Origin of the sequence: Candidatus Sodalis endolongispinus, assembly GCF_018777395.1 — a bacterium.
GTDB lineage: Bacteria > Pseudomonadota > Gammaproteobacteria > Enterobacterales > Enterobacteriaceae > Sodalis_B > Sodalis_B endolongispinus.
The window spans coordinates 1-14,529 of the sequence record NZ_JAFJYC010000003.1; the positions used below are offsets into that span (position 1 = coordinate 1).

Sequence of the window (14,529 nt, forward strand, 5' to 3'; positions counted from 1 at the left end):
GAAGATTATGTTAAATTAGGTTAACCCTTTAGCAAGTATCAGTTAAGAAAATCAAATTTCTGTCCACGCCGCCCAGATGCTGGCGGCTGGTAAGAGGCCGTTTTATTTTCGAGTCAGGGTCCCGGCCTGACGTTTACTTTGGTAATGTGCCATCTGTCAAATTGAAATCTACGCTATCATCGTCTTCGTCGGAAGAAGGCTCTGATAGCTCTACTACCACCCTACGCTGTAATATTTTACCAATGTCCGACGTACCATTATTTTTTTCCTCAGCTTTTACTTTTTCTGTTATTCTTGCACTCTCTTCTTTCTCTGCTTCAGTCACCGTTAAAGGCATCCAACGTTCCACCCCGTTGTTACTCTCTACTTGTGCTAATTTTCTTAATTTTCTGCTCCCATCTTTTAGCGAACTAGCGTCTACGCGGGGGGGATTTGTACCCATTTCTTGCGGTGGCGGAGCCCCGTTAACCGTAATGTCAGACGCTCTATGAGTAGATGAGTTCAGATCCATCGATGGTATTGAATTTGTTGAAAAGCTGCTTTGCGGCTCGTGGTTTGAGGAATGCCCGCCGTTGGATTGGTGTTGGTCTTGAGCGTGCTCATCTGTTTGCGGAGGTCCGTTCTCATTTTCCCTTTGATGTGTCGTGTCGGTTTGCGCGTGGATATTGTTTGCAGGCCCAGGCATAGATTTGGCGCCGCTATTGTTGTGAGGGGACTGACCTTCGTTAGTGTCCTCCTTGCCCGGATGCGTTGGTGTGTTTGTGCGGTTGTTGTCTGCCTGCTGCTTTTGGTGGGAGGAATCGCTACTGCTGGACTGAGGTTGGTCATGAGAAGACTGGCCACTATTGTTTTGCTGCCTTTGAGAAACCTCGTCATCGCCTTTAAGCTGGGTAACCTGCTGTAATGGCAACACAGACACGGTTATCTCACTGCGGTTTGAGGTATTGCCGTGATCATCATTAGCTACGGCCAAGATCATCATCTGATTAATCCCTGCAGGCTGATGATGGGGAAAATGGATGGCGTATGCCTGTGCGCCTAATTGTCTTATATTCCCTCCACTGGCGCGTAGCGCGTGGTCATCCCATTTAATTGATTTCATTTTAAAAGTACCATGGAAGCTGTATTTGAGCAGTTTCGTTTCTCCAGGATACCTCTCAATCGTCGGTGGAAGTACAAACTCAGGCTGCTGGCTTGTCTGCCGGTAATCCAAAACAATTTTATTATTGCGTTCCACCAAACGATAACGGCTATCGGCCACTTTGCCTTTGGTTGCTACATTTCCAGGGTCCAATTGTTGGGCTAATGGAACGCCGAGTTGGTAATTTAGCGACAGCCCGAAAGTGGTGTTACTTCCGCAGTGACGATAAAAGATGTTATCAAGACCGAAGGTGATTAATGGCACCGGCGTTTAGCCTATACCCAGTGTCAAGGCATAAGGATTGCGGCCGTGAGAAGCATGCTTGCCGAAAGCGACGCCCTCTCCAAAATAGTTTTCAAATTTGAGTTTTCCGCTAAGTTGCGGCATTGAGGGGAGCCAGCATTGCGCACGAATGTCGTAGCCATGGATACGCGCTCATCGCGTCCCGACATGGCGTCTGCAGCACGCCAGCCGGTAAGGCCGTAATAACCATTAACGGCGAGATGGAGAGAGTCGCGACGATACTCGACACCCAATCCGAGGCGTTGATGCGGGCTATCCGAGAGTTGCGCGTCGTAAAAAGCGTTGTAACCCGCAAGCCAGCCTGCGCCGTAATGCCGCTGTCCGAGACCAAGATTAAGGATATTGCGATTCTCGCTGCGACGTAAGCCGAGCTGATTAAACACTATGCGTCTATCGTCTTCATACAGAGGATAAAGTAAATCTAATGAGCCGCTCGAGATTTGACTTTCCGATAAGGGTAAGTGTACCCGCGTTTCACCTGCCGCCTGCTTATCGCTGGCGTTATTCTCCTCAAATAACATTGGCATCTCCGATGAGTGCATTTGTTGGTTCAGCGAGGGGGATCGCGCGTTTTTGCGACGACCTGATTCAGTCGATGCGGTGTGGTGTGGTTGATTAAGGTTGGGGGCAGCTTCTGCCTCCTTATTCCTCGACCACTTATTGTAGCTAACTAATGAGGTGACTAAACTTAAGGCAGAGATATATCCCATCACTTTGCGCATAGAAATTGACTTATGTGAAATGAATAATGTTAACTGAATTGATCAGCATGAGATTTAAGTTGAACAGGTAAAGTGGACCTGTCCGAAACTTCTCACACGGTCAAAAATAAATTTTTGCGGGCTGAAACTAAACGAAGAGTTTAATATAGATACATTCTGCCTCCCGGTGGATTAAAATAAGGCGTTTTTAAGCTGTCTTTCTGACGATAATGTTATGATCAAAGAAAAACGCACAAGAAAGACCTCACGGCGTTCTTAGACGGAAACGTCTTTCGGCAGCCGCTCTGTATTAACAGGGCGCTTTACAATTAATCGTATGTTTACAGAAAAGACTTTGTTGATTTTTTCCTGTTTCGTTACTGAATTTGCATCCTTTCGCGGCGACAGGGTGAACAATACTTTTTTTATCGCTAGCAAAAAATACAAGAAACTATTGCAATCTAATTGCAAAAAACACTTATTTCATTGTGTCCAATGCGGTGGGATGCCGTTAAGCTTGCTGGGTCACAGGCGCTTTTGATGTTCCGGCAGAATGAAGCAATATCTGTACTTATTAGCGATGGCATTGCTTCAAGACGCATGCAGGTGTCCCCGTTGTGTTAGATCAATAAACTCCCGGTAGTCTCATGTACCCAACACGGCAATTTAATAAAATCTAGTTCATTATCGCTACTTGAGATTTTCTGCACAGCGGGCTGGGAATGTGAGCGGATATGGGCAATTACGCGCTATATAGCAGCACGGTTGAATCAATCCCAATGCCACAGCATGGGTTGCTGCTCAAGTGTAATGGCGCGTAGGCAAGGTAAAACAAAAAAATACGTTGGCGTCCAGCCAGGAGGATGGCACACAGACACGGGTGATATTGGCTAGAGCAGCACTGAATACGAAAAGCGCGGCTGCCTATTTTAGTGAATACCTCCTCACATGTATAGCAGCCTCCGAAATAGACATGTCGGAGACTGGCATTTTATTCGCTAATAATCACGATATTATCGGGTCATTTCCATCGTTTAAATTAACTAACATTTTTACGTTTCACACAGGAGAAGTGATCGGGGAGCAGAGGATATGTTGTCGCTGCGGGTAATTCAAAATGCCACCACTCGATCGGCATTCCAACGAACCCGCCGCCCAGCATAATGGCATTTAGCATTAGACGATTTCGCTGCGCTGGCTGCGCGACATCAAGGTGAAAAGGATGCGATTGGCTCTCCATGGCATCAAACGCCGTCCCTATATCCAGTTCCCTGCCATCTTCATCCAATAGCATTAGGTCTATGGCAACGCCGCGGCGGTGATTCGATCCCTGTGCCGGTGGAACATCATAATTTGCATCTGGGCAAACATCCCACAAGTGCCATTGCGCTTGTTGCTGGCGATAGGCATCCAGTATCAGTAAGCGCAAACCCGCCAGCTGGGCAATATCTATACTTCTCTGTAAAGCGCTAGTGGCGACTGGGTGCAGCAAGGCCCGCGCCTCGCTGTATATGGCATAACCGGCGTGACATACCGCAAATCAAACGTTAATGAGGGAAATTTTGACGCTAAATCAACGAGTTTTAGAAACTGCTACATGCTTCACCTTGATATTCAGTTGTTTGGCAGCGAAAAAAGCTGGCGCGGTAACGTTGTCAGCCGCTAGCGCCATCCATTTCCAGCCCCGGCGGCTGGGCGCGACATGGCGCCTCATCCAACTCGCGCAGCACCATCCAGACTTGCGAGGTGCGCACAGCGTAGCGCTGGACCAGCTCTATATCACCTGATAATTTAGTTACAACATCATTTTGAATGATTATAAATACAATATAAAACCCTCACGTCGGCAACATTTATCTCAGAAAAGCTGAACCGGGTTCATTATCAGTATCGTGCTTATCAACACCGTTGTCGGGTTGGTTCGTTAAGATAGCACTCGCGATAATGTGATAAAGGTTCTCGGCCCGCGGAGTGAATGAGGGCTGGCCAACCATCCAACCCATCGCCGATATCAGGGCGAATAAATCAACCCCATCCATATCAGGACGCGCGGTCCCCTCGGTTTGAGCACGGCGCAGTAGTCGCCCCCCTACTGTCCTCAGCGCTATACTTGACGCATGAAGCGCTGAATTTGGGTCCGCATGGGCGCTGGCCATCAAGTCGCAGACACCGTTATAACTATGCGTGAAAATTACCCCTTCGCGAAACCAGGCCAACAGCGCGTCGTCTGCGGGCAACGACTTTTCGAGATCGTGCGCCTTTTGTATCAGATCCTCCGCTCTGGTACACAACAATGCCTCAAACAGAGCCTCTCGCGTCGGGAAATGACGCAGCAGCGTGGCCATTCCAAGGTTGGCCCTGCGGGCGATATCGCGCAGGGATGCATGAATGCCGTTTTCCGTGACAACGTCACGTGCAACTTCAATGATACGCTGGTAATTTTTTTCGGCATCGGCTCGCATAGACTCACTCTTGACAATTGGATCAGTGATCCCTATATTCGGATCGGTGATCCATAAGATGTGCCGCACTATACCATTGAAGAAGCACGCGTACCACTCCAACAACGACGAGGCTGCACATGAGCACTATCAGCGTTATCGGATCAGGCGGCCTCGCCACTAAAGCGGGACATAGCGTTGAAATCATCAGCCGCGACCCGGCCAAAGCGCAGGCGCTGGCCGGCCGACTCTCAACGACAGCAATAACAGGCGCGTACGGCGCCAAGCCGGCGGGCGAGATTGTCATCCTCGCCGTGCCATATGCCAGCGCTGCGGCGGTGGTAAGCGAGTACGGGGACGCGCTCGGCGGCAAAGTGATTATCGACATCTCCAACCCGCTCGCGCCCGGCCTCACGAGCCTTGTCACCACCGCCGGCAGTTCTGGGGCCCAAGAGATCGCCAAGGGAGTCCCCGCCGGGGCACATGTCGTAAAGTCCTTTAATACCATCTTCGGCCATGTTCTGGCACGGGGTGAACGCCTCGACGCGTTCATTGCAGACGACGATGCGGAGGTCAAAGCGCGCGTTTCAACCTTCATCGCGAGCCTCGGACTGCGCCCGCTTGATGTCGGCGGCTTGTCGATGGCCCATTCGCTTGAAGCGCTGGGCATGCTGCTTATCGGCCTGGCACGCAACGGCGCCGGCACCTTCGATATTGCCATTAACGTCAATATCGGCTAGCTCATGTCATCCATAGAAGGCAGCGGATGAGCAGGGTCTGCAGAAGAACATGATGGGGGCAAATTCACTGCCCACAGGATTGCATAATGCCTGATAATGAAGAGATTATCAGAGAACTCTACGCCGCCTCGGCGGGGGACGGGAGAGACATTAGGTTGTTCTTCATAATGCATGAAATAGCCTCAGGGCTTGTAGGATGATTCGACGTCACCATCTTCATCAGCACGCTTAATACCAGGACGGTTTATCACCGTCGGTGCCGGGCTTATTTACGCCAAGAGAGTCGTACACATGCCGCTTGGGATCTCGCGCCAATTTTACCACCAGATCGGCGACGCTCTTACGGGAAACCTCGGTGCCCTTGAAGGGTTCACCCTTTTGTGTAAGCTCGTAATCCACCTCGCCCTTATCCGTGAGCCAAGCCGGCCGCAGAATTGTGGTGTCAAGCTTCGAGGACGCGATAACGCTGGCCGCTGCGCTGTACGGTTCAAGATAGCCTCCGTCCAACATTTCGTGATTCCACTTGCCGAAGGCACCGGGCACCTCATCGTAAATACCCAAAGTAGAAATCCAGATGAGACGCCGGACACCGACAGCCTCAAGCGCTGTAACGGTAGACAACGATTGTTCCTTGATATTGTCCCCCGCCAGATTGGCATAAACGACATCTTGCCCTTGTGCCACTTGTTGCAAATGTCGCGTGTCCATGACGTCGCCATCGATCACCCGGACATGTTTACCTGCCTGAGCTTGTAAAAGTCGCGCATTACGTAAATACAGCGTCAGATCGTCCTGTTTCTGCGCGATAAACTGCGCAATGGCGTGTTGCGCGATCTTCGCGGCGGCACCCAGAATAAGAATCTTGCTCATAACCCACACCTTATTTCGTCTATCTCCCTCCAGGGGAGAATGAGGATGAAGTTTGACCGATCCCAGCCTTTAAAACAGACTCTATCTATCGTAGTTGATGAACGTTCATACCTTCAATGTGTTTGCCCCGCATTAGAAGGGTGAATTGAGGCCTACCCGCGTCAACTGTGCCACTACGGCCTGACTTAGGATGATATATTTCACGCTTGGAACCCAAGGCGCGCTTAGGAGGATGACAAGACTACCCTTCCCTTTCATCTTCACGTGCAGAGCTTGCGGGCATCTTGGGTGGGCTTTAAAGTGACGGCTCAAACAACGTGTTGACGTTTATCCTTTCCGAATGCCTTACAAGCTGCGCCACGAACTGCTTCGGCATCTGCGGCATGCGTGGCGAGTTAATCCCATTATCTCTTTCTTGAACTATCTTATTAATGGTATGCAGCGCCGTGCCAACATCCGATTGAGCCTGCACTCTACTCTTTTGCAACTCAGATGGCCGACACCCGCCATCGCGCAATGTCACTTATTGCCAACTTTTGGGTTAATCGAGGCAAATGCATGAATTCCATATTTTTCCCTAAAAGTTGGGGGGCCGAATACGTGGACGATAGCCAGGTTCGTTTTCGCCTCTGGGCGAGCGGCCAGAACAGTGTCACGCTCAGGCTGAATGGCGAAGAGCACGAGATGGACCAGGGCGGCGACGGTTGGTTTGAAGCGTTGTTAAGCGATGTCGCGCCCGGTGCGGAATATCAATACATGCTTGCCGAGGGTTCAGTCGTGCCGGACCCTGCCTCGCGCGCCCAGAAAGGCAATGTCAACGGTCCCTCTCTCGTCATCGATCCCACTCGCTATGCGTGGCAGCATCTTTACTGGCGCGGCGCCGCCCGTGGGAAGAAACGGTCGTTTAAGAAATGCATGTCGGTACTTTCACGCCGGAAGGGACGTTTCAGGCCGCCAGCAAGAAATTGCCCTATCTCGCCCAACCTGGTATCACCATGATCGAACTGATGCCGGTCTCGCAGTTCGGCGGTAGCCGCGGATGGGGCTATGATGGCGTACTTCTCTACGCCCCGCACAGCGCTTATGGTACGCCTGAAGAGATGAAAGCATTCGTCGATGCCGCGCACGGCCATGGCCTGTCTGTGGTACTTGATATCGTGCTCAATCATTTCGGTCCTGAAGGTAATTATCTACCGCTGCTGGCGCCTGATTTTTTTCATCCAGAGCGTATAACACCGTGGGGGGCGGGAATCGCTTACGATATTGATGCGGTACGACGTTATATCGTAGAGGCGCCGCTTTATTGGCTGCAGGAATATCATCTTGACGGGCTGCGTTTCGACGCTGTCGACCAGATCGAGGACAAAGCCGGCAAACATGTGCTGATAGAAATAGCCGAACGCATTCGCGCTGAAGTGACCCATCGGCCGATTCATCTGACGACCGAAGACAGTCGCAACATCATTAGCTTGCACCTGCGTGACAAAGATGGCTCCGTACCGCTTTTTACCGGGGAATGGAATGATGATTTCCATAATGCCATTCATGTTTTTGCCACCGGCGAGACGCACGGCTATTATCAGGATTTCGCCATTGCGCCGGAAAAACTTGTTGCCCGGGCGTGGGCTGAGGGCTTCGCCTTTCAAGGCGAAATTTCAAAGCAGACGGGCAAAAAACGCGGTGTAAAAAGCGCCGCTCAGCCACCGGTTGCCTTTGTGGATTTCATCCAAAACCACGATCAGACAGGCAATCGCGCGCAGGGGGAAAGGCTGCTCACGCTGATCGGCGCCGAGCGTACCAGGATCCTGCTCATTGCCCTGCTCTTCTCCCCGCATATCACGCTCCTTTTTATGGGTGAGGAATATGGTGAAACGCATCCGTTCTTGTTCTTCACCGATTTTCATGGCGATCTCGCCAAGGCGGTGAGCGAAGGGCGGGCCAAAGAATTTGCAGGCCATGACGGTCATGAGGGTGAAGATGTGCCCGATCCTAATGCCAAAATGACCTTCTAGCGCTCCAAACTCGATTGGCAAAAGCCGCACAGCGACGATGGCAAAGAGTGGCTAACGCTAACCCGAGACGTCTTGGCGTTGCGCCAGAAATATGTGGTACCTCTGCTGGCCTCGTCCGGCGGCGATGTCGGTAGAGTCGTACAGATGGCGGAAGGCTTCCTTGCCGTCAGCTGGGCCTTGCCAGCAGGCACGTTGTCGATAGCACTGAATATCGGCGTAACTCCGCAGCCGATACCCCGCTTTCCTGGCAAGACACTCTTCGCTTGGCCGCAGGAGGAAAAGGAACTGCCGCAGAATGCCATTATCGTCCGCCTTGCCTCGGGAGATGCACAGTGAACACGCCAACCGCCACCTACCGTATTCAATTTCGCAACGGTATGGCCTTTGATCGCGCCGCAAGCCTGGTACCCTACTTGAAACGACTCTGCATCAGCCACCTTTATGCGTCGCCGATTTTCACCGCGACGTCAGGATCTACCCACGGCTATGACGTGACCAACCCTAACGAGAGCGCGCCTTCCCTGGGCGGACGCGACGGTTTTGACCGTATGGTAACGGCGCTAGCGCGGGCTGGTCTTGGACTGATTCTCGACATTGTTCCTAACCATATGGCCGCCTCGCTGGAAATGCGTGGTGGCGCGACGTCATCGAAAAGGGTGATAGCAGCCGTTACGCCCGGCATTTCGATATCGACTGGTCGCGCCCTCTGACCTTGCCCTTTCTGGGTGATACGTTTAACAACGCGCTGGAAAACAACGATATTGCCGTAAAACCCGACCCAATCACAGGTCGGCCGGCCCTGGTGTACTATGACAGTGCCTATCCGCTCGCCCCTGAAACCTATGAAGGCCGAGAGACAGAAATTCTCGGTCTTTCTGATAAGGCGGCGATTGCCCGACTGCACGCACAGCAACCCTACCGCCTAATGACGTGTCGTGATCTTTCTTACCGCCGTTTTTTCGAGATAACCGGCCTCGCAGGCGTCCGCGTTGAGGACGCTGACGTTTTTAACGATACCCACCGTCTGATCCTAGCACTGGTCCATTCCGGCGCGGTCGACGGACTGCGCGTGGATCATGTGGATGGTCTTGCCGACCCGAAAGCCTATCTTGAACGGTTACGTCAGGAAGCCGGGCCGGACTGTTATATTACGGTCGAAAAGATCCTGGCCGCGGGGGAGCATCTTCCAGATGACTGGCCTGTTTCCGGCACCACCGGCTACGAATTCATGGCAGCGCTCTCGGATGCACTGGTCGATGGCGGGAGAATCGATCTGCTACGCTGGGCCTATGACAACGTTCTTGGCAAACAGGTCGATTGGCCGGCCGAACTTCGGGCGACCAAGGTGTTGATGGCGGACAAGCACTTTGCTGGTGAATTCACTACCCTGGTGAAACTTGCCATAACCATCGCCGAATCAGAGGGAGTGGCGCTTGACGAGACATCCGCCCGGTCAGCCCTACGAGAGCTGCTGGTTGCTTCCCCTGTTTACCGCACCTACGGCACGGCTGCATGGCTTACGCCGGCAGACCAGGCACTGTTGCATAAGGTAGTCGAAAAGGTGAGCTCCGGCGCAAACGCACCCTCTCACGAGGCGCTTGATTACCTGATGCGGCTGATGACCGGCGAAGTTACGGCAAACGTCGCTGATAAAACCGCCGCTTTTCGCGTACGACTACAGCAATTAACCAGGCCGCTGATGGCGAAATCGGTGGAAGACACACTTTTCTTTCGCCAGCACCTGGCGCTTAACGAAGTCGGTGCCGAACCGATGCCGCGCACTTTCTCACTCAAACACTTTCATGCGCAGATGAAGACGCGGCTTGAACGCCAGCCTGATACGCTCTCAGCCACATCGACGCATGATACCAAACGCGGCGAAGACGCCCGCGCCCACATTTACACGCTAACGGAGGCACCGGACCGCTGGGCCGCAGGCGTCGCCCGCTGGCGCAACATTAATCATGCCTACGTCAGGCGACTTGACGTAGGCCCGGCACCGGATCCGGCCGTCGAATGGATGCTCTATCAGGCGCTGGCCGGCGTCTGGCCGGCAACGCTCCAGTTGCAAGACGAAGACGGTGTAAAAGCGCTTGAAGAACGGTTTTTTGCCTATGTGGAGAAAGCGCTGCGGGAGGCGAAGCTGCGTACCCATTGGAGCGACAATAATGTCATTTATGAAAAGGCCGTCCTCGACTATGCCCGACGCCTGTTGTCAACGGACAATCACGCCTTCCTGACTGATTTTACCATCACGATGCAACCTTTTATTCGCGCCGGGTCGGTGAACAGCCTGGTTCAGACCATCATCAAACTGACGGCGCCGGGCGTACCTGACATCTACCAAGGCAGCGAGGCGCAGGATTTTAGCCTCGCCGATCCCGACAATCGGTGCGAGCCGTATTTTGCCATGCTGCAACGACAACTGTCCGAACACCAAATACCGGTTGTAAACTCAGAACAAGGCTGGCTTAATGGCAGGCTGAAACAGCATGTCATTGCCAGACTTCTGCACATGCGCCAACAAACCCCGGCACCGTTTCGCCATGGCGATTACCTGCCGCTTACCGCTACGGGGAAACGGGCGGATAACGTGATAGCCTATGCGCGGGTTCACGCTACCGCGGCGCTGCTTGTTGTTGTTCCCCGCTTGCTTTTCAGTGCGCTGGAGGGTTCCTCTACTGGCCGTCCTACGATACACGAGTCGCAAACGGAAATAGTATTGCCCGCGTCGCTTGCACACCGACGCTACCGCGATATAGTCAACCAGCAAGAAATGGTCTTAACCGACCGAATCGACTTGGGATCATTCGATGAAAGTCAGTTATTTCTGGTTTTGATGGGGTAATTACCCAGTGATACCTCTGAGACGCGTGCAGATATGCCGGTAGAAGCAAATGGCGCAACGGATGTTCGTCCACCGTTGCGCCACTTTGTTCAGCTTAGGGAAGTTTTGCAACGGTCATATCTGAAATCCGCCCGCCACATTTAGAACGCCGCCGGTGATGTAAGCAGCGTTGGGGCCCGCAAGGAAACTGACGGTAGCCGCCACTTCTTCCACCGTGGCGATCCGGCGAATGGCATGAAGATCCATTACTGATTTCGGCAAGTTATGAGCTGCGGCTTTCACCATGTCCGTTGGCATAATGCCGGGCTGCACAACATTGACGGTGATATTGCGCGGACCGAGATCACGGCCCACGCCTTTGGCATAACCGACGATAGCCGCCTTGGTCGCTGCGTAGTCCGCCGCCGCAGGGAAGGAAACACGCTCGCCCAGTGCAGAGCCGATGAAAATGATACGTCCCCCATCGGTGAGCTTTCCCGCCGCCGCTCGCGTAGTGGCTACCGCCCCCAATACATTGATGCGCCATTGTCGGTCCAATTCTTCGACGTTAAGATCAGGATCATCCACCCGCTGTCCTTGGATGGCGATAGCGGCATTGTTAACGAGGATATCAAGTTTGCCAAAATGGGACACCACAGCATCGATGAGATCTGCCGCAGAGGAAGGATCGCCTTGGTCGCTTTGTATAGCGATCGCCCGGACGCCCTGCTTTTTCAATTCATCAACGACCGCTGTCGCTTTTTCTGCTGATGCGACATAGCTAATTACGACGTCAGCCCCCTCCGCTGCCAGCGCCAAAGCGGTGGCAGCGCCAAGACCGCGTGACCAGCCGGTTATCAGAGCAATCTTACCTTGCAATACTTTCGACGTATTCGACATATAATCCCCTGCGGTACATAATCATCCTGTCGCTGGTGCAAGCGACGGTATAGCATTATCGTAACGATCATTACGGTAACGGTTGACATGAAATCTAGAAGACTTTGACAGGTGCTGTCAAGCGATTTAGTAACAACCATTATGAAAAATACTGATGACACTCATGGGGCGACATCGCGAATTTGACGTGGACAAGGTGCTCGACGCCGCATTGTGCGTCTTCTGGCGCAAGGGGTATGAAGGGGCGAGCTACGCTGACCTGACTGAAGCTGCCGGCGTAGAGAGGCCTGCTCTGTACTCAGCTTTTGGCAACAAGGAAGCCCTGTTCCGCCAGGCCTTAAACCGTTATTACGAACGATATATGGTCTTCATTCCTGAGGCACTTCAGCGTCCGACAGCGCGGGAAGTTGCTGCGCATATACTGTTTAGCTCGGCAGAACTCAATACCCGTTTTTCCGATCGGGCAGGGTGTCTTGGCATCAATGGCGCCCTGGCCGGTTCGGATGAAGCAGAACCCGTTCGTCAAACGCTGATCGACTTTCGCGCGGCTGGCGAAACCCTGCTTCGTGAACGATTCGAGCAAGCGAAGACCGAAGGTGATTTACCCCTGTCGGCCGAACCCGCTATCCTGGCGGCATTTGTGATGACGGTTATTCACGGCATGGCAGTGCAGGCAAAAGCCGGCTTCGGCCGAGACACTCTAGAGGCTGTGGCGGAACAGGCGCTTTCTACGTGGCCTGGCGATTCCTCCCCCCGCAAAAAGACGTCTTGAGATCGGCATATTTTTGGCGCCGGTCTGTCGTATATGCCCAAACACGGGCGTTTCCTCCTTATGAAAGAGGCGCCAGACTTGGCCGTGAAACCATTATTTTGCACGGGAAATATTTTCTGCATACCCTCTTGACATACCAAGATTACATAACATCGCTATTGCAAACTGAAAAAAGCTGAAATCTAAAAGTTCGATGTGCTTTCCAAGTTAACAACGTAGAACGGGAAGACTATACAATAGAGCAAGGATAGGATACTCATCAGTTATACAGGATAAGATTCCAGATTCTATAATGATTGTGAAATAAATGCATTCAATTCTCAAATGGAGGAAAAGAATGAATTCAGAATTTAATGAAAATACTGATAATAATAGACACGTCATGACGAAAAGATGTTATACGCATAAGATAAAAGTAGCTGAAAATACATTAGAAGGAGCCTATAATGCGGTAAATATTATCAGTCATTTAAAATCATCAATCAAGAAAGGTGATTTATCCCCCTGAAACACCAGACAGTAGCTGTATCTCCAGATAAGAGATAGGCTTGAATATATGTCTAACACTAACGCCAATTTTGATATGACCGGGATCCTGTTAGGTCAAGAAGTCCGTAAACGTAAAACTCCTCAGGAAAAAATGGCCATTATTCAGCAGAGGATGGAGCCCGGCATGAATGTCTCCCATCTCGCACGACTGCACGGTATCCAGCCCAGCCTGCTGTTTAAGTGGAAAAAGCAATATCAGGAAGGCAGCCTCACCGCCGTGGCTGCCGGGGAGGACGTTGTTCCTGCCTCTGAGCTTGCAGCTGCATTGAAGCAGGTCCGGGAGCTCCAGCGCCTTCTGGGTAAGAAGACGATGGAGGTTGAGATCCTAAAAGAAGCCGTGGAGTACGGCCAGTCACGAAAATGGATAGCGCACGCGCCCTTGTTGCCAAAGGCCGGGGAATAGCACAGGTCAGCCGCGCCATGAGCGTGTCGCGTGCGCCGCTGTCACTGCGGATTAAGCGTTCTGCCGACTGGCAGGACAGGCGCTGTAACCGGCGTAATGACGAAGCAGACGCTGAAATACTGTCGGACATCCTCGACATCATCAGCGATATGCCCAGCTACGGCTATCGGCGGGTGTGGGGCATCCTGTGTAAACAACGTCGCGCAGAGGGACTGCCGCCGGTAAATGCGAAACGACTTTACAGGATCATGTGTGAGCATAACCTGCTGTTATTACATTGAAAACCAGAGCGGCCGAGGCGTGAGCATAAGGGCAGGATCGCGGTGGCAGAAAGCGATATGCGCTGGTGTTCAGATGGCTTCGAGTTCGGCTGCGACAACGGTGAAAAACTGCGGGTCACCTTCGCACTGGACTGCTGCGACAGAGAGGCCATAGACTGGGCTGCGAGCACTGGAGGCTACGACAGTTCGACCGTGCAGGATGTGATGCTGATGTCGGTAGAAAAGCGCTTCGGCGACAGGTTACCCGATACAGCGGTGCAGTGGTTGACGGACAACGGTTCAGCGTATACCGCGCATGAAACGCAGAGGTTCGCCAGAGAACTGGATCTGGAGCCCTGCACAACAGCGGTGAGCAGCCCGCAGAGAATGGCCGAACGGTTCGTGAAGACGATGAAGGAAGACTATATCGAGTTCATGCCAAAACCGGATGCGAGAACAGCCCTGCGAAACCTTGCAGCAGCGTTCACGCATTACAATGAAAACCATCCGCACAGCGCGCTGGGATATCACTCTCCGAGAGAATACCGGCGGCAGCGTGCTTCGTTAACTTAAGATACAAAAGCTGTACGGAGATGGCGGGGCAAGATCA

General features: G+C 52.4%; 7 protein-coding genes and 5 pseudogenes. 6 read left to right on the forward strand and 6 right to left on the reverse strand.

Annotation, left to right across the window (positions count from 1 at the left end; genetic code table 11):
* Positions 1-133: 133 nt before the first annotated feature.
* The 4 genes and pseudogenes from JZM24_RS20115 to JZM24_RS17230 form a co-directional block, all read right to left on the reverse strand.
* Positions 134-1,261, reverse strand: coding sequence for a hypothetical protein (locus tag JZM24_RS20115; protein ID WP_512699080.1), 1,128 nt, complete (start codon positions 1,259-1,261; stop codon positions 134-136).
* A 21-nt stretch (positions 1,262-1,282) separates the two neighbouring features.
* A pseudogene (locus JZM24_RS20120) lies at positions 1,283-2,166 on the reverse strand (inverse autotransporter beta domain-containing protein); the annotation flags it as partial.
* A 1,018-nt stretch (positions 2,167-3,184) separates the two neighbouring features.
* Positions 3,185-3,684, reverse strand: a pseudogene (gene ddpX / locus JZM24_RS17225) (D-alanyl-D-alanine dipeptidase).
* A gap of 314 nt (positions 3,685-3,998) precedes the next feature.
* Complete coding sequence (locus JZM24_RS17230) at positions 3,999-4,607, reverse strand: TetR/AcrR family transcriptional regulator (protein ID WP_215671275.1); 609 nt, start codon at positions 4,605-4,607, stop codon at positions 3,999-4,001.
* Between the two features lie 119 nt (positions 4,608-4,726).
* Between JZM24_RS17230 and JZM24_RS17235 the strand changes: the two genes are divergently transcribed.
* Positions 4,727-5,326 (forward strand): NADPH-dependent F420 reductase, encoded by a 600-nt coding sequence (locus tag JZM24_RS17235; RefSeq protein ID WP_215671277.1) that lies wholly within the window; start codon positions 4,727-4,729, stop codon positions 5,324-5,326.
* A 228-nt stretch (positions 5,327-5,554) separates the two neighbouring features.
* On the opposite strand, the gene JZM24_RS17240 is transcribed toward JZM24_RS17235, so the two are convergent.
* Positions 5,555-6,196 carry an NAD(P)H-binding protein gene (locus JZM24_RS17240; RefSeq protein ID WP_215671279.1) on the reverse strand — a complete coding sequence of 214 codons (642 nt, stop codon included), beginning with the start codon at positions 6,194-6,196 and terminating at the stop codon, positions 5,555-5,557.
* 558 nt (positions 6,197-6,754) lie between these two features.
* Here JZM24_RS17240 and treZ point away from each other — a divergent pair.
* Together treZ and treY are read left to right on the forward strand one after the other, a co-directional pair.
* Positions 6,755-8,544, forward strand: a pseudogene (gene treZ / locus JZM24_RS17245) (malto-oligosyltrehalose trehalohydrolase).
* A gap of 41 nt (positions 8,545-8,585) precedes the next feature.
* Positions 8,586-11,056: pseudogene (gene treY / locus JZM24_RS17250) on the forward strand (malto-oligosyltrehalose synthase).
* A 114-nt stretch (positions 11,057-11,170) separates the two neighbouring features.
* Here treY and JZM24_RS17255 read toward each other — a convergent pair.
* Positions 11,171-11,935 carry an SDR family oxidoreductase gene (locus JZM24_RS17255; protein ID WP_215671280.1) on the reverse strand — a complete coding sequence of 255 codons (765 nt, stop codon included), beginning with the start codon at positions 11,933-11,935 and terminating at the stop codon, positions 11,171-11,173.
* 154 nt (positions 11,936-12,089) lie between these two features.
* On the opposite strand from JZM24_RS17255, the gene JZM24_RS17260 reads away from it, so the two are divergent.
* From JZM24_RS17260 to JZM24_RS17270, 3 genes and pseudogenes are all read left to right on the forward strand, one after another.
* The gene (locus tag JZM24_RS17260) at positions 12,090-12,707 is read left to right on the forward strand and encodes a TetR/AcrR family transcriptional regulator (RefSeq protein ID WP_246580117.1); all 618 of its coding nucleotides are present in this window, start codon (positions 12,090-12,092) and stop codon (positions 12,705-12,707) included.
* 337 nt (positions 12,708-13,044) lie between these two features.
* Complete coding sequence (locus JZM24_RS17265; protein WP_215671282.1) at positions 13,045-13,215, forward strand: hypothetical protein; 171 nt, start codon at positions 13,045-13,047, stop codon at positions 13,213-13,215.
* A 75-nt stretch (positions 13,216-13,290) separates the two neighbouring features.
* A pseudogene (locus JZM24_RS17270) lies at positions 13,291-14,492 on the forward strand (IS3 family transposase).
* Positions 14,493-14,529: the final 37 nt, after the last annotated feature.

Excerpts from the sequence above, each read along its gene's own strand:
- JZM24_RS17230 (WP_215671275.1), bottom strand. The coding sequence starts at position 4,607 with ATGCGAGCCGATGCCGAAAAAAATTACCAGCGTATCATTGAAGTTGCA.
- JZM24_RS17235 (WP_215671277.1), top strand. The coding sequence starts at position 4,727 with ATGAGCACTATCAGCGTTATCGGATCAGGCGGCCTCGCCACTAAAGCG.
- JZM24_RS17240 (WP_215671279.1), bottom strand. The coding sequence starts at position 6,196 with ATGAGCAAGATTCTTATTCTGGGTGCCGCCGCGAAGATCGCGCAACAC.
- JZM24_RS17255 (WP_215671280.1), bottom strand. The coding sequence starts at position 11,935 with ATGTCGAATACGTCGAAAGTATTGCAAGGTAAGATTGCTCTGATAACC.
- JZM24_RS17260 (WP_246580117.1), top strand. The coding sequence starts at position 12,090 with ATGACACTCATGGGGCGACATCGCGAATTTGACGTGGACAAGGTGCTC.
- JZM24_RS17265 (WP_215671282.1), top strand. The coding sequence starts at position 13,045 with ATGAATTCAGAATTTAATGAAAATACTGATAATAATAGACACGTCATG.